The following is an 18948-nucleotide window of genomic DNA, read 5'->3' as shown; positions in this document are numbered from 1 at the left end:
GTTGCCGCCGTCGGTGCTGGCGCCCACTTGCTGCGCCAGCGCCGCCAGGCCGCTGGAAATTTTACCGCCGCCGCCACCGCCGCCGTGATGGTGGTGATGGCCGCCGGCCGGCGCCGCGCCGCCGCTGCCGCCGGCCGCAGGAGCGGGACTGGCGCCGCCGGCCTGCGATTGCAGCGCCGCGAACAGGCTTTGCGCGAACGTCGCCTCGGCCTGCTTGGCGTCCGTGCCGGAGGCGCTGTCGGTGCTGTCGGCACTGCCGGTGCTGCCGGCGGCGCCGCTCACCTGCGACAGCGCCGACGCGATGGCATCGGCGAACTTGCCGCCGCCACCGACGGCGGCCGAACCTTGCGCGCTGGTTTGCGACGCGCTGGCGGCCGAGGCGCTGCTGTACTGGTAGGCGGCGACGGATGAGTTCCCGCTGAGGCTGTCGATGGTGGACATGCTGATCTCCTGGTGTGTATGGGGTGTATGTCTTAAAGACATGAGTCTCCCACTTCCCCACCGGAAAAATTCGCAGTTTTGTAACGCACTGTGTTGGGTGTAACGGCTTGCGCGCCGGCATGGAAAATCAACCGGCCGGGGCGTGGCGCGGCCGCGTTGCGCCAGCGCCCGCTGTTACCTTCGCTTACATCTATAAAGCGCGGGAAACTTCGGCCCGGCCTCAGGCGTGGCGGGTGTCGCCCGTCAGCGCCAGCGCGATCCAGCTCAGCACGGCGGCCGTCGACAGGTAGTAGCCGACGTATTCGAGGCCGTAGTGGGTGGCCAGCCACGTGGCGATGTAGGGCGCCAGCGAGGCGCCGAGGATGCCGGCCAGGTTGAAGCTGAGCGAGGCGCCGGTGTAGCGCACCTCGGCCGGGAACAGTTCGGACAGCATGGTGCCGATGGGGCCGTAGGTCATGCCGATCAGGCACTGGCCCAGCACGAGGAACAGCGCCACTTCCAGCGTGACGCCGGAACCGAACAGCGGCTCCATCAGCAGGCCGAAGAAGGCGATCGCGACCGACACCGCCATCAGCGTCACGCGGCGGCCGTAGCGGTCGGCCAGCACGGCCGACAGCGGTATCGTCAGGCCGAAGAAGACGATGGCCACCAGTTGCAGTTCGAGGAAGTCCTTGCGCGAGAATTTGAGCGCCGTCGTGCCCCAGTTCAGCGCGAACACCGTCATCAGGTAGAACAGCACGAAGGTGGCCAGCGTCATGATGGTGCCCAGCAGCAGCGCCCCGCCGTGCTCGCGCAGCACCGTCACCACCGGCACCTTGACCCGCTCGTTCTTGGCCAGCACCGCCTGGAACACCGGCGTTTCGGTGATTTTCAGCCGCACGTAGAGGCCGACGAGCACCAGCAGCGCGCTGGCCAGGAAGGGAATGCGCCAGCCGTAGCGGAAGAATTCGGCCTCGCCCAGCCACTGGGTCAGCAGCAAGAAGATGGCGCTGGACAGGAAGAAGCCGATGGGCGCGCCCAGCTGCGGGAACATGCCGTACCAGGCGCGCTTGCCCGGCGGCGCGTTTTCGGTCGCCAGCAGCACGGCGCCGCCCCATTCGCCGCCCAGGCCCAGGCCCTGGCCGAAGCGGCACAGCGCCAGCAGCAGCGGCGCGGCGGTGCCGATGCTGGCGTAGGTCGGCAGCGCGCCTATCAGCACGGTCGACACGCCCATCGTCAGCAGCGCCGCCACCAGCGTCGCCTTGCGGCCGATGCGGTCGCCGAAGTGGCCGAAGATGGCCGAGCCTATCGGCCGCGCGATGAAGGCGATGGCGAAGGTGGCCAGCGATTGCAGCACGGCGGCGGCCGGTTCGCTGGCGGGGAAGAACAGTTTCGGGAACACCAGCACGGCGGCGGTGGCGTAGATGTAAAAATCGAAGAATTCGATGGTCGTGCCGATCAGGCTGGCGAACAGCACGGTGGCGACGGAATTGGGCGGGGTGGCGAGGGACGGCGATACGGCCTGCGATGAACTCATGAGCGCTCCTGTGGTTGCACGAGCCCGCGTACATTGCGCTGGCCATCGTATGAAGTCTGGCAATCTTGCTGCCTGGTCCATCATACGGCGGCATTGCGCAAATGCCAAGCATGGGGAGCCGGGCCGCCGGGTTTTATGCGGCCGGATTGATGAGCTCGAAAGCGGCGCCGATCTCGGCCGCGTTGAGCGGCCGCACCAAGCGCGCCAGTTCGACGCCGTCGCGCAGGAAGATCAGCGTCGGCCACAGCTTGACGCGGAAGGAGCGGCCCAGCGCCCGGCCGGGGCCGTCTTCGACCTTGAAGTGCGGCACGCCGGCGTGGCCCGCATAGGCTACGGCCAGCGCGCCCTGCGCGGCGCGGCAATGGCCGCACCAGTTGGTGCCGAATTCCAGCAGCGCCGGACCGCGCAGCGCGTCGACGGCGGCGCGGGTGGGCGCCGATGCGGTGTAGAGCGTTTCCATGGCAGTCACCTTGAGATATTTATTTTGCCGGCCCGGCCTTGAGCGCGGCGCAGGGGTCGGGCCGGGTCAGCGCCGCCAGCTTGCGGGTGGCGTCGTAGGCGCCGGCCGGCGCGGCCGCGTCGCCCTCCAGATAGGCGATGCTGCGCACCGTCAGCGCCGGCGCGGCCACGGCCAGCCAGCGCGCCACGCCGATGTCCTTGCGCACGTGGCCGTTGCCGGCGATGAGGACGACGTCGCGCGGCCGCTGCGCCAGGATCAGCCTGGCCATCCAGATGTCGCGCGCGACCTGGGCGTCGACCATGCCGCCGACCATGGAGTCGGACAGCATGCCGCAGTGGCCCTGGACGATCTCCCGCTGCTGGCCGCTGCGGATGTCGGCCGGCAGCGGCTGCGCCAGGTGGTAGTCGGCGACGGCCGCCGCGTCGAACGCGGACGCGACGCCGTTGCGCACCACCCGCGAGGCGTCGGCGCGCGACAGGTTGGCGGCGATCAGCGGCAGCCGGTAGCTGATGGCCATGTCGATCAGCGGGTAATACTGTTGCCAGTCCCACTTCGGGCCGCCGACCACCTGGATCATGCAGGCGGCGTCGATGCAGCCTTTTTGCGCCTCGTCGAGCAGCGGCTGGCTTTCGCGGTCGAACTGCTCCATCGCGATGGCCGGCCGCCAGCCCGCCTCTACGCGCCGGCGCAACTCCTCGAAGCGCAGGCGCTGGCCCTGCGAATTGTCGTGCACTTCGCCCAGCAGCAGCACTTGCGGGTTCGCTTCCGGCGCGGCGGCCACCGGCGGCGCGGCCGGCTTCTTGCCGGCGCAACCCGACAGCGCGGCCAGGGCGGCCAGCGCCAGCGTGGCCACCATCGTGGCGATCATGGAAGACATCGCGGCCGGCGCGGGCGGGTGGATGGCGTGGGTCATGGCATCGAAGTCCGGGAAACGGAAAGCGCCCAGTCTAATCGAATTCGCCCCGCGCGGCGCCGGCGCGCGGACAAATGAACCACCGTCATCGGTGACGGCATTTGCCGGGCGGCGGGTGTAGGGCCGAGCAGCGCGGCGTCGCGCCGGCGCAACAACGGCGGCGCGTAGCTCAGCCGTATTCGCGCTACAGGGCCGGCACGCGGCCCCGGGCGCCCCGTCGCCGGCCCGGCGGCGATGCGCTGTAACTCCCCTACACCATCGACAAAACGGTCGCAGTATTATTTCCAAATGGCAATACTTAATTGCATTTTGAATATACGGATGTGAATTTCACGTTAAATATGTTCTAATAACAACTACGAGACACCGCTTTGTGCCGTCCTCGCACCAAGATCGTTGATGGGATGACTCCGCTCCCATGGAACCGCAATGAGGCCTACATGCACGTCAAGACACTGTTATCCGCCGCGCTGCTGGCACTGAGCGCCGGCGCCGGCGCCGCCGCCCATGCCGCCGCCGTGGTCATCGACCGCGGCGCGGTGCCGGGCGGCGCCGTGGCCGGAGACCATGCGTATTGCCACGCCGGCGCCGCCCTGTGCGGCACGCCCGCGCGGCAATCGCACCGGCCGGCCGCCGGCCATGTCAACCTCAGCACCAACATCAGCATCAACGCCTCCCAGCCCGGCGTGGCCGACGACACGGAAGACCACCTGCTGGCGGCGCAGGCCGACCGCGCGAAAAATAGCGCGGCCCACGCCGATATCGCCACGCCGGTGCCGGAGCCCAAGGCTTATATGATGTTGCTGGTTGGTTTGGCTTTGTTGGGGGTCAGTATTTCGCGCCGGGAAGCGACCGACAAATTCTCGGCCTGAACTGCCCCCTGTCCTTCGATCCCGCCGTGAGCGGGATTTTTTTCGCCCGCGCCACGGCGCCGGCCTCAGCGCATGCCGCAGACCTGGGCGATGTGGCCGAACGAGACGCCGCTGCCGATGGCGCGCGCGACGCAGGCCGCTTTCTGGCCGCCGTTGTCCGACAGCGCGAACGCGCCCACGGTCAGGGTCACGACCAGGCCGACCAGCATCAATATGCCTTTGAGTAGATCTTTATTCATGCTTGCGCCAGCGGTCCATATCGTCGAGATGGCGCCATTCTAGCGGGCGCGTCCGGCGAAGGCAAACGGCGGCCTAAGGTGCGCGCTGCGGCGCGTGGTCCGGCCCGCATTGCGGCGCGGACCTGGGCTGCGCGACACGCTCACGCCGGCGGTTCGCCGGTGAGCGCGTGCAGCTTGCTGATGGTGCTCCAGTTGCGCGTGGTGACGGCGTCGCCCAGCAGTTTGCCCATGGCGGCGGCGCGGCTGGCCAGCACGCCGTCGACGCACCAGATGTAGGCGGCCCAGCGGCCCAGCGCGAACGCTTCCGGCGTCCAGTCCTGATGGGTCAGCGGTTCGAGGCGGGCGCGGGTCGGCCGGATTGTTGAACACCGCCACCAGCAGCCGCGAGGGGTCGCTGGCGACGTGGCGCAGGCAGTTGTCGGCGACGACGTCGTCGAACTGGCCGGCGTCGAGCACGGTCACGCGGGCGCCGACGCCGAGCTTGAGCACCAGCGCTTCCTCGATCTGGGTGGCGGCGTCGGCGGGCGCGGGGCGCTCGCAGCGGAACACGACGTTGCCGCTGTTGAGCACGGTGCGCACGTCGGCGTAGCCGAGGTCGGTCAACAGCTTGCGCAGGTCGGCCATGGCGACGCGCTTGGCGCGGCCGACGTTGATGCCTCTGAGCAGGGCAACCTGGGATAGTGTCGTCATCGCTGTCCTCCTTTCTGGTTCAGTGGTGCGCGCCGCGCGGGATGGGCGGCCCCTGACAGCGCAGTATGCGACAGCGGCGGCGATCGGGGCGCCCGCATGCCGGCGCCCGCCTTGCGCCCGGCCGCCCGGCCGCCCGGCCGACATCTCGCACGCGGCCCTCACGCGTGCAGCCGCGTATCCTCCAGCACGGCCGCCTCGTCGATCGGCGTCACGCGCGGGATGCGCAGCACGAAGCAGGCGCCCTGCCCCAGCACGCTGCTGACGGTGATGGTGCCGGCGAACTGCTTGGCGATCAGGTTGAAAACGATATTGAGTCCGAGGCCGGTGCCGCCCTGGCCGCGCCGCGTCGTCACGAAGGGGTCGAACACCTTGTCGAGCATGTCGGCCGGGATGCCCTTGCCGTCGTCGACGACGCGCATCTCTATCCAGTCGCCGTCGAGCGCGACGCGGATGGCGATGCTGCCTTCGGCGTCGGCGTCGAAGGCGTGCTCGACGCAGTTGAGCGTCAGATTGGTGATGACCTGGGCCAGCGCGCCGGGGTAGCTGTCGAGCACGATGTCCGGCGGGCAGTCGATGGCGACGCGGATGCGGGTCTTCTTCAGTTTCGGTTGCAGGCTCGAAACCACTTCGTTGATGTAGTCGAGCAGCTCGAAGCGGCGGCGCGCCTCGCTGACCTGGTCGACGGCGATCTGCTTGAAGCTGTGGATCAAATGGGCCGCGCGGTAGGCGTTGTTCATGATGAGGCGCGCGCTTTCGGCCGCCGTTTCCAGATAGCTGAGGATGTCGGATTTTTTGATGTTGCCGCCGGCGACGGCTTCGTGCACCTTGTCGGTCGCCTCCATCAGCACCGAGGCGCTGGTGAGCGCGATGCCGACCGGCGTGTTGATTTCGTGCGCGACGCCGGCCACCAGGCCGCCCAGCGAGGCCAGCCGCTCGGCCTGCAGCAGCGACTCCTGGGTGCGGCGCAGGTCGGCCAGCGCCTTGGTCGTTTCCATGGCCGACCGGCGCGATTCATCCTCGGCCTCGCGGATGCGCTCGATGTTCGACTTCACCTTGCGCTGGATGGCGTTGAAGCCCCGTATCACTTCGCCCAGTTCGTCGCGCCGGCTTTCGGCCAGCTCCTCGACCTCGTCGCTGCCGCGGGTGGCCAGGTCGAACAGGCCGTCGCGCAGTTGCTTGAGCGGGTCGAACACGATGCGCAGCGACAGCGCCAGCGCCGCCACCAAAATCAGGTCGAGCAGCAGCACTTCGGTCACCTTGCGCCGCACTTCGGCCGTCAGCGTGGCGTCGATCTGGGCCCGGCTGAAGTTGACGACGACGCGGCCGACGATGACCGGCTTGAGCGCGGCGCCGGCCGCGCCCGAATCGCGGTAGGCCAGGTCGGCCACGACGGGCGTGCCGGCCACGATGGAGTCGCCGTCGATGCTGGAGATGGCGCCGCTGTCGTGGCGCAGCTTGCCGGAGAACAGGCCGACCGAGGTGTCGTAGACGCGGATCGCCACCAGCTCGGGCGGCAGCATTTCGGCGGCGACGATGTTGTCGACCTTGGCCTTGTCGAGATCCCACAGCGCGGACGGCAGGCTGGTCTGCAAGCGCGTCAGCACGCCCTGGCGCAGGCGCAGATTGCTCGTTTCCAGCTCGTGGCCCAGGCTGTATTGGGCATAGGTCCCGGAAATGGTCAGCACCAGCGTAACGATGACGACGAACAGCAGCGTAAGCCGACCTTGGATCCCGAACATCAAGCACTCCTCCCGGCCTGAGGCGTTTGTCCTTACAAGGAGCAACAAAAACGCGGTGTTGAAGGCAAGGCCCCAATGTACGGGAAGCCCTGCTTCTTGGCAAGATCAACGCGGATTCCCGGCCGGGACGACGCCAAACCGTGGCGCCGGCGCGATCGAGCCGGCCCGGCCCGCGCGCCGGGCGCGACGCGGCGCAAGGGTGCGCGCGATCGTGCCCGGGCCGTGCCCCGTCCGCCACGCGCGGCGGCAGACATTGCATCTCCGCAATGGTAATATCGTGGCAGGCAACCTCGGAGGAGTCATGACGGCAAATTACCAACACCTGGCGCTGGCGCTGGTCCAACCTGGCATGACCTTGTCGGACGAGTTGCTCGACGTGCATGGCCATGTGCTGCTGCCGCAGGGCACGGTGCTGACCGGGGCGATGATCGCGCTGATGCCGCGCCACGGCATCGAGTCGCTGGCCGTGGTCAGCGCGGTGACGGTGTCGGCCGAGGAAAAGGCGGCCGGCATGCGCTATCACGAGCAGCGCATCGCCAGCCTGTTCCGCAAGCAAGACCCGGACGCCGACGCCGACTGGGCCACCGGCCTGCTGCGCCGCTTCGTCACCGATTTCCGCCTCGGCATGCAGGAGCCGGACGCATGAGCGCCGCGCTGACCCACGCCGACATCCTGGCCCAGCTGGTCGACCTGCCGTCGCTGCCGGTCGTGGTGATGGAGCTGCTCGACAGCATAGACCAGGACAATGTCGACATTTCGGTGCTGGCCAAGAAGGTGTCCTACGACCAGGCGCTGACGGCCAAGACGCTGCGGCTGGCCAATTCCTCGCTGTACGGCCTGCAAGTGAAGGTGACGACGATACAACAAGCCATCACCTATCTGGGCTTCCAGACCACGCGCAACCTGATCACGGCGGCGGCCGTCACCGGCTGCTTCGCCGAGGGCCAGTGCGCCGGCTTCGACCACAAGGCCTTCTGGCGCCATTCGATCGCCACCGCCGCCTGCGCCAAGGTGCTGGCGCGGCAGATGCGCTTCAATCAGGATTACGCCTTCACGGCCGGGCTGCTGCACGATATCGGCCGGCTGGTGCTGGTGTCGTGCTTCCCCCAGCATTACGAGCGCGTGCTGGCCTACCGCGCCGCGCACGACTGCTTCCCGCTGGAGGCGGAACGGGCGGTGCTGGGCATCGACCACGTCGAAGCCGGCGTGGCGCTGGCGGAACACTGGAATTTTTCGGACACGATGAAGCTCGCCATCGCCCACCACCACGATCCGGAAACGCCGGGCGCGGGATTTTTGTCGGCCATCATCCACGTCGCCGATGCGGTCGTGCATGCGCTCGATCTGGCGCAGATGGCGGACGGCGTGGTGCCGCCGGTGTCGTCCGTGGCCTGGACGGCGCTGGGACTCGATGAAGAAATTTATCTGCACCTGTTCCGCGAAACGGAACTGCAATACGAGGAAATTGCGATGGTGCTGCTGTCTTGATGGCGCTGTCCTGATGGCGCTGCGCTTATGCCGCCGCGCCTGCCGGTTCCACCGGCCCGGTGCGGGCGCGGCGGAACGGCTCAGGGGCCGGCCGCATCAATGGTGGGCGTAGCTGCCGCCCGATTCCGACTTGTCCTCAGGCTTGGGACGGCCCTGGGCGTCGGACAGGCGATACTTGGTACGACGGTCGCCCATCAGGTCGCGCAGGTCGCGGATGCTCATGCCCGTCACTTCGTGCATGCGGATCAGCAGCGAGGCGCCGACCGGCAGGCGGTGGTGGCGGATCTTGCTGATGACGGGTGGGGCCACTTCGAGCATGCGCGACAGCGCCGCGTCGTTTTTCAGCTGCATCTTGCCCAGCAGGATATCGAGCAAATGGTTGGGGTTGTAGCTATCTTGCGATGCCAATGCGTGGTGTGTCATGATATTTTCCTCGTCTAAGTAGGTGAATAAATGATGCTGGTCCGAACTTAAGGAAGACTTAGCTAAGCTAAATAAGTTCCGGTGTATCGACGCCAAACGGTTGCGACGTCCAGGCCGGCGGGCTGGTTTTCACTCGCCGGCAGCCGCGCCGGCAGGGCAATAACGATCCGTCCACTCTCGAGATGAAATTGTTATTAAAGCAATATTCTATGCCAAACCGGCCGATTCCCATCAGGCGATACCCCGTAAAGATTGTTTAATATCAATCGAGCCGCATGAAGTCGGGGCAACCATGCTATTTCAACACATGTTGCCCGCAGGTGGCGCACGCAAGAACCAGCAGGAAATTGTTACAAACAGCAATGTCGCGGCTGCCACTTCGGCGGCGCGGCTGGCCGGCGGGATGCGGTGCCGGCGCAAATTACGTTAAACTAGCGTGCCGGCCGCCGCGCGGCAGCCCGCCCGCCCGTGCCGCGCCCTCGCGCCTTTTTCACACCGTCACCATTGATTGCCCCATTGAAAACCAAAACGCCAGTCCAGCCGCACTACTTCATCCCCGAGCCGCTCGATAACACGAGGCTGGCCCACCTGTGCGGTCCGCTCGACGAGAACCTGCGCCAGATTTCGGCCGCGCTCGACGTCACCGTCTTCCGCCGCGGCGAAAAATTCATCGTCAGCGGCAGCAACGCCGAACGCGCGGTCGAAATCCTCGAACAGTTCTACGCCATCGCCAACAAGGTGGTGCCGCTGGAGGAAGTGCAACTGGCGCTGGTCGAACAGCGCGCGGGATTGTCGGCCTCGTCCGAGCACAATCCGGCCACGCCCTTCGTCGAACCCGACATCAGCAGCCCCGTGCTGAAAACGCGCCGCAGCGACCTGCGCGGGCGCACGCCGCACCAGATCCGCTACCTGCGCTCGATCCTCGAGCACGACATCAGCTTCGGCGTCGGCCCGGCCGGCACCGGCAAGACCTATCTGGCCGTGGCCTGCGCGGTCGACGCGCTCGAACGCGACGCCGTCAAGCGCATCATCCTGACCCGCCCCGCCGTCGAAGCGGGCGAGCGCCTGGGCTTCCTGCCGGGCGACCTGGCGCAGAAGGTGGACCCGTATCTGCGCCCGCTGTACGACGCGCTGTACGACCTGCTCGGCTTCGACCGCACCCAGAAGATGTTCGAGAAACAGATCATCGAAATCGCGCCGCTGGCCTATATGCGCGGCCGCACGCTGAACCACGCCTTCGTCATCCTGACGAGGCGCAGAACACGACGGTCGAACAGATGAAGATGTTCCTGACCCGGATCGGCTTCGGCAGCAAGGCCGTCGTCACCGGCGACGTCACCCAGGTCGACCTGCACAAGTCGCAGAAGAGCGGCCTGGTCGACGCCATCCAGGTGCTGCGCGACGTGCGCGGCATCGCCTTCACCCAGTTCAGCAGCGAAGACGTGGTGCGCCATCCGCTGGTGGCGCGCATCGTCGACGCCTACGAGGCCGCGCACGAGGCCAACGCCGACGTCACCCATTTGATTAAACCAGCCGCCGTCAAAAATGTCCGCAAAAAATAAACTCAGCCTGTCGGTCCAGTATCCCGACCCCCGCCTGCAAGCGACGATCACGCGCCCGAAGGTGCGGCGCTGGGTCGCGGCGGCGCTGCTGGCGCCGGCCGAGCTGACGATACGCTTCGTCGACGCCGCCGAGGGGCAAACCCTGAACCGCGACTATCGCGGCAAGGACTACGCCACCAACGTGCTGACCTTCGCCTACAACGAGGGCGACGAGATGCCCGACGACGCCCCGACCCAGGCCGACATCATCCTCTGCACCGACGTGCTGGAACGCGAGGCGGCCGAGCAAAAGAAAAGCGTCGAACAGCACACGGCGCACCTGATCGTGCACGGCGTGCTGCACGCCCAGGGTTACGACCACGAGGACGACGACGAGGCGACCGAGATGGAAACGCTGGAGACGGAAATCCTGGCCGCGCTGGGCATCGCCGATCCCTACGCCGACTGAGACCTCCCGGGCGGCATCGATGCCGCTCAGCGCCCGGCGGTCCGGGCGACATCGCCGGCATTGCGCGCGATGATGGCGGCGATGGTGCCGGCGTCCCGCATCCGCCGCAAGGCCGCCGCCAGCCGCTGCGCCAGCGCCGCGTTGTAGCTGCCGTTGGCATAGTGCAGCCACGCCTGCCGGCTTTCCAGCGCCAGGAAATCGCCGACGCGCTGCGGCGCGATGCCCTCCATCCTGATCCCGTAATACAGCGACTCGCGCACGCCGATGGCCGCGTCGACCCGGCCCAGGGCGCGCGCACGCCGATGGCCGCGTCGACCCGGCCCAGGGCCAGCATTTGCACCATCTGCTCCATGGTGCTGGTGTCGTACTTCAGGATGGCGGCGTCGCCCGCATAGGCCCGCGAATAATCGGCGCCGCGCAGCTGGCCGACCGTCAGGCCGTGCAAATCGTTCAGCGACTGCAAGCGGATGCCGGCGCGGGCGACGATGCCGACGTCGAAGCTGGCCACCGGCGCCACGTGGCGCGCGTGGGCCAGCAGGTCCGGATTGTCGAAGCCTATCATCAAGTCGGCGCTGCCGATTTCCAGCATGAGCTGGCCGCGCACCTTGGGCGCCATCGTGTTGGCGATGGCGATGCCGCTCTCGCGCGCCAGTGCGCTCATCACCTCGACAAAAATCCCGCTGGCCCGGCCCTGCTGCTCCATGCCGAACAGGGGCGCCATCAGCGTCACCGCGCGCAAAGTCGGTGAAGTCGGCGGCGCGGGCCAGGCCAGTGCCGGCACGGCGAGCAGCAGCGCGCCGTCGAGCAGCAGGCGGCGGCGGGCGCGGGCCGGCGGGGATGGCGGTGTTAGCGGGGATGGCGGGGGTAAAACAGCTGGCGACTGTGGCTTGGGCTTCATCGAAGGCGTCCCTTTCGCGGGCGTGGCGTCAGCGTAGAGCATATAACGGCGGCGCCGCCGTGCGCTGTTTTTTTGACAAAAATCTGCCGCGCCACCCTTTTGGTGTATCCTATACCCCTTCGTCACAACGGCTCACGCCTCCTATGCAAGAGCATCCTAGTGGCGTCAAAACTGACGCCAAGCCACACCGGTCACTGTTTGAACGCCTGACCGCACTCATTTCCCCCGAGCCAGAGAACCGCGCGGAACTTCTCGAAGTCCTGCACGACGCGCACGAGCGCAACCTGATCGACGCCGACGCGCTGTCGATGATCGAGGGCGTCTTCCAGGTTTCCGACCTGTCGGCGCGCGACATCATGGTGCCCCGTTCGCAGATGGACATGATCGACATCAGCAAGCCCATCGAGGAATGGATGCCGTCCGTGCTGTCCACGGCGCACTCGCGCTTCCCCGCCATCGAGGGCGAGCGCGACAAGGTGATCGGCATCCTGCTGGCGAAAGACCTGCTGCGCTACTACGCCGAGGATTCCTTCGACGTGCGCGACATGCTGCGCCCGGCCATCTTCATCCCCGAATCGAAGCGCCTGAACGTGCTGCTGCGCGACTTCCGCGCCAACCACAACCACATGGCCATCGTCGTCGACGAGTACAGCGGCGTGGCCGGCCTGATCACCATCGAGGACGTGCTCGAGCAGATCGTCGGCGACATCGAGGACGAGTACGACTTCGACGAGGAGGAGGACAACATCCTCTCGATCAAGGAGGGCCAGCACGGCCCGCGCTGGCGCATCAAGGCCCTCACCGAGATCGAACAGTTCAACGAAACGCTGGGCAGCGCGCTGGCCGACGAGGACGTCGACACCATCGGCGGCCTGGTCTCGAACCACCTGGGGCGCATGCCGCACAAGGGCGACGTCTTCGACGTCGACAACCTGCGCTTCGAGGTGCTGCGCGCCGACGCCCGCCAGGTGCACGTGCTGCTGGTGGAAAAACTGCCCGACGCGCCCGAGGCCGACGCCTGAGATGCGTTTCAGACGCGCCCGCCCCGACGAGCCCGCCGCCGCGCCGCGCGGCAACGCCTCGCGCATGCTGATCGCCGCGCTGGCCGGCGCCGGCGCCGTGCTGGCCTTCGCGCCCTTCGGCTACTGGCCGCTGCAGATCGCCTCGCTGGCCATCCTGTTCTACCAGATGCTGCGCGGCGCCGGCGCCAAGGCCGCCTTCGGCATCGGCTGGGCCTACGGCGCCGCCTGGTTCGGCGCCGGCATGTACTGGTTGTTCATCTCCATGCACCGCTACGGCGCCATGGCGGCCCCGCTGGCGGCGCTGGCGGTGCTCCTGCTGGCCGCGCTGATGGGCCTCTACGTCGGCCTGGCGATGGCCGCCGCGGCCTGGCTGCGGCGCCGCTGGAGCCTGTCGCTGCCGCTGATGAACCTGCTGGCCCTGCCGGCCATCTGGATGCTGCAGGAATGGTGCCGCGGCTGGTTCTTCACCGGCCTGCCCTGGGTCATCTCCGGCTACGCCCACAACGCCAGTCCGCTGGCCGGCTACGCGCCGCTGCTCGGCGTCTACGGCCTGGGCTGGCTGGCGGCCGTGTGCGCCGGCGCCCTGCTCCTGCTGGGCCACCGCAGCCGCCTGCCGGCCGCCGCCCTGATCGTCCTGGTCGGCGCCGCCGGCTATGGCCTGCGCTTCGTCGAGTGGACCCACCCGGTGGGCCGTCCCATCAGCGTGCGCCTCTTGCAGGGCAATGTGCCGCAGGACGAGAAATTCGACCCGGCCCGCGTCGGCGCCGCGCTGGAGATGTACCGCGCCGCCATCCTGGCCGCGCCGGCCGACCTGATCGCCACGCCGGAGACGGCGGTCACCGTCTTCCCGCACCAGTTGCCGCCCGATTATCTGCCCAGCCTGGAGCGCTTCGCGCGCGAAACGGACAGCAATCTGCTGCTCGGCATGCCCCTGCTCGACTACCCGCAGGTGGCCAACAGCGCCGTCGGCATCACGCCCCAGGCCGGCGCGCCGCGCTACCGCTACGACAAGCACCACCTGGTGCCCTTCGGCGAATCGACCCCGGACGGCCTGCACTGGCTGGTGGCGGCGATGGCCATCCCGCTGGGCGACCTGAAACGCGGCGCCGCCGTGCAGCCGCCCTTCCAGGTCGACGGCCAGCGCGTGCTGCCCAATGTCTGCTACGAAGACCTGTTCGGCGAGGAGATCGCCGCCCAACTGGCGGCGGCGCACCACGCCGGCCAGCAATCGGCCTCGATCCTGATCAATATGTCGAACCTGGCCTGGTTCGGCGACTCGACGGCGATTCCCCAGCACCTGCAGATTTCGCAGATGCGCAGCCTGGAGACGGGGCGCCCGATGCTGCGCGCCGGCAACAGCGGCGGCAGCGCCGTCATCGACGGCCACGGCAAGATCCTCAGCGCCCTGCCGGCGCAGAGCCGCGCCACCCTGGCGGCGAACGTGCAGGGCATGGGCGGCATGACGCCCTACATCCTGTGCGGCAACGTGCTGATCCTCGCCATCGTCGCCCTGAGCCTGGGCGGCGCCGGCCTGCGCGCGCGGCGCAACCGCAAACACCGGGCATTTGCGCTTTGAAGCGACTATTTTGCCGCCACGCGGCGGATTGTTGCTGGAAGAGCCACAGCCTGCCTTTAAAAACCGCTAAAATTAAGCGCTTAGCGACGCTACCCAAGCGCGCGCCCTCATTCGCGTAGAGACAAAACCACGATGCTCACATTTCAACAGATTATCCTGACCCTGCAAAACTACTGGGACAAACAGGGTTGCGCCCTGCTGCAGCCCTACGACATGGAGGTCGGCGCCGGCACCTTCCACACCGGCACCTTCCTGCGCGCGATCGGGCCGGAGCCTTGGCGCGCCGCCTACGTGCAGCCCTCGCGCCGCCCCAAGGACGGCCGCTACGGCGACAATCCCAACCGCATGCAGCATTACTACCAGTTCCAGGTCGTGCTGAAACCGGCGCCGGAAAACATCCTCGACCTGTATCTGGGCTCGCTGGCCGCGCTCGGCCTCGACCTGCGGCAGAACGACGTGCGCTTCGTCGAGGACGACTGGGAAAGCCCGACCCTGGGCGCCTGGGGCCTGGGCTGGGAAGTCTGGCTGAACGGCATGGAGGTGACCCAGTTCACCTACTTCCAGCAGGTCGGCGGCCTCGACTGCAAGCCCGTGCTGGGCGAGATCACCTACGGCATCGAGCGCCTGGCGATGTACCTGCAGGGCGTGGAGAACGTCTACGACCTGGTCTGGACCGAATGGGAGGAGAACGGCGTCACCAAGAAGCTCAGCTACGGCGACGTGTTCCACCAGAACGAGGTGGAGCAATCGACCTACAACTTCGAGCACGCCAACACCGACCTGCTGTTCGCCCAGTTCGCCAACTACGAAGCCGAGGCGAAGCGCCTGATCGAGTTGCAACTGACCCTGCCGGCGTATGAAAAAATCATGAAGGCTTCGCACAGCTTCAACATGCTCGACGCCCGCGGCGCCATCTCCGTGACCGAGCGCGCCGCCTACATCGGCCGCGTGCGCACGCTCTCGCGCCTGGTCGCGCAAGCCTATTACGATTCGCGCGAGCGGCTCGGCTTCCCGATGCTCGACGCCGCCGCCCGCGCCGCCGCGCCCACCGCCGCGTAACGAACCAGAACAAGACACCATGAACCAAACACTGTTAATCGAACTGCTGACCGAAGAACTGCCGCCGAAGGCGCTCGCCAAACTGGGCGCCGCCTTCGCCGCCGGCATCGTCAACGGCCTGAAGGCGCGCGACTTCCTGGAAGCCGACAGCGTCGCCACCACCTATTCGACGCCGCGCCGCCTGGCCGTCTCGATCAGCCATGTGCGCGCGATCTCGCCGGACAAGGCGATCCGCGAAAAAATCCTGCCGGTCAGCGTGGCGCTCGACGCCAACGGCGCCGGCACGCCGCCGCTGGCCAAGAAACTGGCCGCGCTGGGCTTCCCCGAGGTCGGCGTCGCCGACCTGGAGCGCTCCGGCGAGGGCAAGGCCGAGAGCCTGTTCTACACCTACACCGCGGCCGGCAGCCCCCTGGCTTCCGGCCTGCAGACGGCGCTGGAGGAGTCGGCCGCCAAGCTGCCCATCCCGAAACTGATGAGCTACCAGCGTCCCGACGGCAGCACCGTGCAATTCGTGCGCCCGGCGCACGGCCTGCTGGCCCTGCACGGCATCAACATCGTGCCCCTGACGCTGCTCGGCCTGAACGCCGGGCGCAGCACCCTGGGCCACCGCTTCCTGTGCGCCGACCGCGCCCACGCCGTCAGCCTCACCCACGCCGAGGACTACGCCGAAATGCTGGCCGCCGAAGGCAAGGTCATCGCCGGCAACGAGGCGCGCAAGGACAGCATCCGCGCCCAGCTGCTGGCCAAGGCCGGCGCCGACCTGGTCCTGATGCCCGAAGCGCTGCTCGACGAAGTCACCGCCCTGGTCGAATGGCCGGTGGTCTACGAGTGCCGCTTCGAGGAGGAGTTCCTGGCCGTGCCGCAGGAATGCCTGATCCTGACCATGCAGACCAACCAGAAGTACTTCGCCCTGACGGACGCCGCCGGCAAGCTGCGCTCGCGCTTCCTGATCGTCTCGAACATCGAGACGGCGACCCCCGAACACATCGTCGGCGGCAACGAGCGCGTCGTGCGCCCGCGCCTGTCGGACGCCAAGTTCTTCTTCGAGCAGGACAAGAAGAAGAGCCTGCACGCCCGCCTGCCGCTGCTGAGGAACGTCGTCTACCACAACAAGCTGGGCACCCAGCTGGAACGCACCGACCGCATCACCGCGCTGGCCGGCGCCATCGCCGCGCGCATGGGCGCCGACGTCGCCCTGGCCGAACGCGGCGCGCTGCTGGCCAAGGCCGACCTGCTCACCGACATGGTGGGCGAGTTCCCCGAGCTGCAGGGCATCATGGGCACCTACTACGCGCGCCACGACGGCGAGCACGAGGAGGTGGCCCTGGCCGCCTCCGAGCACTACCAGCCGCGCTTCGCCGGCGACGCCCTGCCGGGCACCGCCACCGGCACCGCCGTGGCCCTGGCCGACAAGCTGGAAACGCTGGTCGGCATCTGGAGCATCGGCCTGCAGCCGACCGGCGACAAGGATCCCTTCGCGCTGCGCCGCCACGCCCTCGGCGTGCTGCGCATGCTGCTGGAAAAACGCCTGCCGCTGTCGATCGTCGCGCTGCTGGCCGACACCGCCGCCACCTTCGCGGCGCGGCCCGGCTTCGTCGACCCGAGCGCCGAGGTGAAGGTCTTCATGCTCGAGCGCCTGCGCGGCATCCTGCGCGAGCGCGGCTTCTCGCCCAACGAGATCGAGGCCGTGCTGGCGCAGAACCCCGACCGCCTGGACGACATCGTGCAGCGCCTGGAGGCCGTGCAGGCCTTCGCCGCGCTGCCCGAGAGCGCCTCGCTGGCGGCCGCCAACAAGCGCATCACCAACATCCTGAAGAAGAACGAGGAGGCCGTCAGCCTGGTGGCGGCGGCCGGCGTCAACGCCGCGCTGCTGCGCGACGCCGCCGAGATCAAGCTGGCGGCGGCCGTGGCGCGCGTCCAGCCGCAGGTCGACGCGGCCTTCGCCGGCGGCGACTTCGCCGGCACGCTGAAGACGCTGGCGCAACTGCGCGACGACGTCGACGCCTTCTTCAACGACGTCATGGTGATGGCCGAGGACCTGGCGCTGCGCAACAACCGCCTGGCCCTGCTGGCCAGCCTGCACGGCATGATGAACCGCGTCGCCGACATTTCCAAGCTGGCGGCGTAATGGGAGCTCCGGCGATGAAACTGATCATCCTCGACCGCGACGGCGTCATCAACCATGACTCGCCGGACTTCATCAAATCGCCGCAGGAATGGCTGCCCATTCCCGGCTCGCTGGAGGCCATCGCGCGCCTGAACCAGGCCGGTTACCGCGTCGTCGTGGCGTCCAACCAGTCCGGCATCGCGCGCGAATTCTTCGACATGAGCATCCTCAACGCGATCCACCAGAAGATGCACGGCCTGGCCCAGCAGGTCGGCGCCAACATCGACGCGATCTTCTTCTGCCCGCACGCGGCGAGCGACAATTGCGACTGCCGCAAGCCCAAGCCGGGCATGTTCCACGAAATCTCGCAGCGCTACCAGACCAGCCTGAAGGGCGTGGCGACGGTGGGCGACTCGCTGCGCGACCTGCAGGCCGGCTTCAACAGCGGCTGCGCGCCGCACCTTGTGCTGACCGGCAAAGGCGAAAAAACCCAGGCCACCGGCGGCCTGCCGCCCGGCACCCTGGTCTTCGCCGACCTGGCCGCGACGGTGAACCACATCCTGAAAGCGGCGGCGACCGCGCCGAACCTCGCCTTTAGCATTTAATCCTGGAGTCAGCATTGCGTAATACCACCCTTTTTCTGCGTTCCCTGCTGTTCATGCTCATCATGATCGCCGCCACCATCGTCTGGGCCTGTGTCTGTTTCTTCGCCGCGCCGCTGTCCTACAACAAGCGCTACTGGGTCACCTCGCGCTGGAACGTCTTCATCCTCTGGTGCGCCAAGGTCATCTGCGGCATCCGCTACCAGGTCAAGGGCGCCGAAAACTTCCCCGACGCGCCGGCCATCGTGCTCTCGAAGCACCAGTCGGCCTGGGAAACCATCTTCCTCTTGCCCAGCCTGCCGCGCCCCCTGGTCTACGTGTTCAAGAAGGAGATCCTCTACATCCCCTTCTTCGGCTGGGCCATGGCGCTGCTGCGCATGATCCCGATCGACCGCGCGCAGGGCAAGAACGCCTTTAAAAACGTCGTCGCCCAAGGCAAACGGCGCCTGGCGGACGGCCAATGGATTATCATGTTCCCCGAGGGCACCCGCATCCCGGTCGGCCAAAAGGGCAAGTACAAGAGCGGCGGCACGCGCCTGGCCATCGCTACCGGCGCCGTGGTGGTGCCGATCGCGCACAACTCGGGCGAATGCTGGCCCAAGCAATCGTTCTTGAAGCGGCCGGGCCTGATCACGGTCTCGATAGGCAAACCGATTTCGCCGGAGGGCCATACGCCCGACAGCATGATGCAACAGGTGGAAAATTGGATAGAATCAGAAATGCGCGTCATTTCGCCTCACGCCTACAGCGCTGGTTAGACGGCATAGGCGCGGCGATCCAGGAGCCGACCCTGCGACAACAGCTGAAGACCATCCAGGTCGACGCTCAGCAGCTGGATTTGTTCGCGCCGGATGCCCGCGCGACGGCGCCGTCCGCCGCGCCCTCCGCGCCGC

At 67.5% G+C, this 18948-nt stretch carries 18 protein-coding genes and 3 pseudogenes; 11 read left to right on the top strand and 10 right to left on the bottom strand.

Annotated features, from left to right (window positions below):
• From Q0S71_RS17570 to Q0S71_RS17555, 4 genes and pseudogenes are all read right to left on the bottom strand, one after another.
• A pseudogene (locus tag Q0S71_RS17570) lies at positions 1 to 441 on the bottom strand (hypothetical protein); the annotation flags it as partial.
• A gap of 220 nt (positions 442 to 661) precedes the next feature.
• Positions 662 to 1957: an MFS transporter gene (locus tag Q0S71_RS17565; RefSeq protein ID WP_295998594.1), complete on the bottom strand. Its 1296-nt coding sequence runs from the start codon at positions 1955 to 1957 to the stop codon at positions 662 to 664.
• Between the two features lie 133 nt (positions 1958 to 2090).
• Positions 2091 to 2417, bottom strand: coding sequence for a thioredoxin family protein (locus tag Q0S71_RS17560; protein ID WP_295998592.1), 327 nt, complete (start codon positions 2415 to 2417; stop codon positions 2091 to 2093).
• Between the two features lie 19 nt (positions 2418 to 2436).
• The gene (locus Q0S71_RS17555; protein WP_295998590.1) at positions 2437 to 3330 is read right to left on the bottom strand and encodes a ChaN family lipoprotein; all 894 of its coding nucleotides are present in this window, start codon (positions 3328 to 3330) and stop codon (positions 2437 to 2439) included.
• Positions 3331 to 3770: 440 nt separating this feature from the next.
• Between Q0S71_RS17555 and Q0S71_RS17550 the strand changes: the two genes are divergently transcribed.
• Positions 3771 to 4202, top strand: a complete 432-nt coding sequence (locus tag Q0S71_RS17550; RefSeq protein WP_295998588.1) for a PEP-CTERM sorting domain-containing protein — start codon at positions 3771 to 3773, stop codon at positions 4200 to 4202.
• A gap of 65 nt (positions 4203 to 4267) precedes the next feature.
• Here the strand turns inward: Q0S71_RS17550 and Q0S71_RS17545 are convergent, their stop codons facing one another.
• From Q0S71_RS17545 to Q0S71_RS17535, 3 genes are all read right to left on the bottom strand, one after another.
• Positions 4268 to 4441 (bottom strand): hypothetical protein, encoded by a 174-nt coding sequence (locus Q0S71_RS17545; RefSeq protein ID WP_295998585.1) that lies wholly within the window; start codon positions 4439 to 4441, stop codon positions 4268 to 4270.
• Positions 4442 to 4480: 39 nt separating this feature from the next.
• Positions 4481 to 5131, bottom strand: a complete 651-nt coding sequence (locus Q0S71_RS17540) for a DUF1697 domain-containing protein (RefSeq protein ID WP_295998582.1) — start codon at positions 5129 to 5131, stop codon at positions 4481 to 4483.
• Between the two features lie 158 nt (positions 5132 to 5289).
• Complete coding sequence (locus Q0S71_RS17535; RefSeq protein WP_295998579.1) at positions 5290 to 6870, bottom strand: HAMP domain-containing sensor histidine kinase; 1581 nt, start codon at positions 6868 to 6870, stop codon at positions 5290 to 5292.
• Positions 6871 to 7171: 301 nt separating this feature from the next.
• Here Q0S71_RS17535 and Q0S71_RS17530 point away from each other — a divergent pair, with 301 nt between their 5' ends.
• Both Q0S71_RS17530 and Q0S71_RS17525 read left to right on the top strand, forming a co-directional pair.
• Positions 7172 to 7516 carry a hypothetical protein gene (locus Q0S71_RS17530; protein ID WP_295998576.1) on the top strand — a complete coding sequence of 115 codons (345 nt, stop codon included), beginning with the start codon at positions 7172 to 7174 and terminating at the stop codon, positions 7514 to 7516.
• A complete protein-coding gene (locus Q0S71_RS17525; protein WP_295998573.1) occupies positions 7513 to 8358 on the top strand; it encodes an HDOD domain-containing protein in 846 nt (281 codons plus the stop codon). The genes Q0S71_RS17530 and Q0S71_RS17525 overlap by 4 nt, the downstream gene beginning before the upstream one ends.
• A gap of 96 nt (positions 8359 to 8454) precedes the next feature.
• Here Q0S71_RS17525 and Q0S71_RS17520 read toward each other — a convergent pair whose 3' ends face one another.
• Positions 8455 to 8781: a hypothetical protein gene (locus Q0S71_RS17520; protein WP_295998569.1), complete on the bottom strand. Its 327-nt coding sequence runs from the start codon at positions 8779 to 8781 to the stop codon at positions 8455 to 8457.
• Between the two features lie 516 nt (positions 8782 to 9297).
• On the opposite strand from Q0S71_RS17520, the pseudogene Q0S71_RS17515 reads away from it, so the two are divergent.
• Together Q0S71_RS17515 and ybeY are read left to right on the top strand one after the other, a co-directional pair.
• A pseudogene (locus tag Q0S71_RS17515) lies at positions 9298 to 10343 on the top strand (PhoH family protein).
• Positions 10327 to 10791, top strand: coding sequence for an rRNA maturation RNase YbeY (ybeY, locus tag Q0S71_RS17510; protein ID WP_295998566.1), 465 nt, complete (start codon positions 10327 to 10329; stop codon positions 10789 to 10791). Before Q0S71_RS17515 ends, ybeY begins: the two are co-directional and overlap by 17 nt.
• A gap of 26 nt (positions 10792 to 10817) precedes the next feature.
• Here ybeY and Q0S71_RS17505 read toward each other — a convergent pair whose 3' ends face one another.
• Both Q0S71_RS17505 and Q0S71_RS27430 read right to left on the bottom strand, forming a co-directional pair.
• A complete protein-coding gene (locus Q0S71_RS17505) occupies positions 10818 to 11051 on the bottom strand; it encodes a hypothetical protein (protein WP_295998563.1) in 234 nt (77 codons plus the stop codon).
• An 89-nt stretch (positions 11052 to 11140) separates the two neighbouring features.
• Positions 11141 to 11452 (bottom strand): annotated as a pseudogene (locus Q0S71_RS27430) (hypothetical protein); the annotation flags it as partial.
• A gap of 380 nt (positions 11453 to 11832) precedes the next feature.
• Here Q0S71_RS27430 and Q0S71_RS17495 point away from each other — a divergent pair.
• The 6 genes from Q0S71_RS17495 (at position 11833) to Q0S71_RS17470 (ending at position 18813) form a co-directional block, all read left to right on the top strand.
• Positions 11833 to 12711, top strand: a complete 879-nt coding sequence (locus Q0S71_RS17495; RefSeq protein WP_295998555.1) for an HlyC/CorC family transporter — start codon at positions 11833 to 11835, stop codon at positions 12709 to 12711.
• A gap of 1 nt (position 12712) precedes the next feature.
• Positions 12713 to 14287 carry an apolipoprotein N-acyltransferase gene (gene lnt / locus Q0S71_RS17490; protein WP_295998552.1) on the top strand — a complete coding sequence of 525 codons (1575 nt, stop codon included), beginning with the start codon at positions 12713 to 12715 and terminating at the stop codon, positions 14285 to 14287.
• 132 nt (positions 14288 to 14419) lie between these two features.
• Positions 14420 to 15346: a glycine--tRNA ligase subunit alpha gene (glyQ, locus tag Q0S71_RS17485; RefSeq protein ID WP_295998549.1), complete on the top strand. Its 927-nt coding sequence runs from the start codon at positions 14420 to 14422 to the stop codon at positions 15344 to 15346.
• Between the two features lie 19 nt (positions 15347 to 15365).
• Positions 15366 to 17474, top strand: coding sequence for a glycine--tRNA ligase subunit beta (glyS, locus tag Q0S71_RS17480; protein ID WP_295998547.1), 2109 nt, complete (start codon positions 15366 to 15368; stop codon positions 17472 to 17474).
• 14 nt (positions 17475 to 17488) lie between these two features.
• Positions 17489 to 18058: a D-glycero-beta-D-manno-heptose 1,7-bisphosphate 7-phosphatase gene (gene gmhB / locus Q0S71_RS17475; RefSeq protein WP_295998544.1), complete on the top strand. Its 570-nt coding sequence runs from the start codon at positions 17489 to 17491 to the stop codon at positions 18056 to 18058.
• Positions 18059 to 18072: 14 nt separating this feature from the next.
• Positions 18073 to 18813, top strand: coding sequence for a 1-acyl-sn-glycerol-3-phosphate acyltransferase (locus Q0S71_RS17470; protein ID WP_295998539.1), 741 nt, complete (start codon positions 18073 to 18075; stop codon positions 18811 to 18813).
• The last annotated feature ends 135 nt before the right edge of the window (positions 18814 to 18948 follow it).

The sequence above is a fragment of the Rugamonas sp. genome (genome assembly GCF_025354735.1).
Lineage (GTDB): Bacteria > Pseudomonadota > Gammaproteobacteria > Burkholderiales > Burkholderiaceae_D > Rugamonas.
This window is presented reverse-complemented; position numbering and strand designations above follow the sequence as displayed.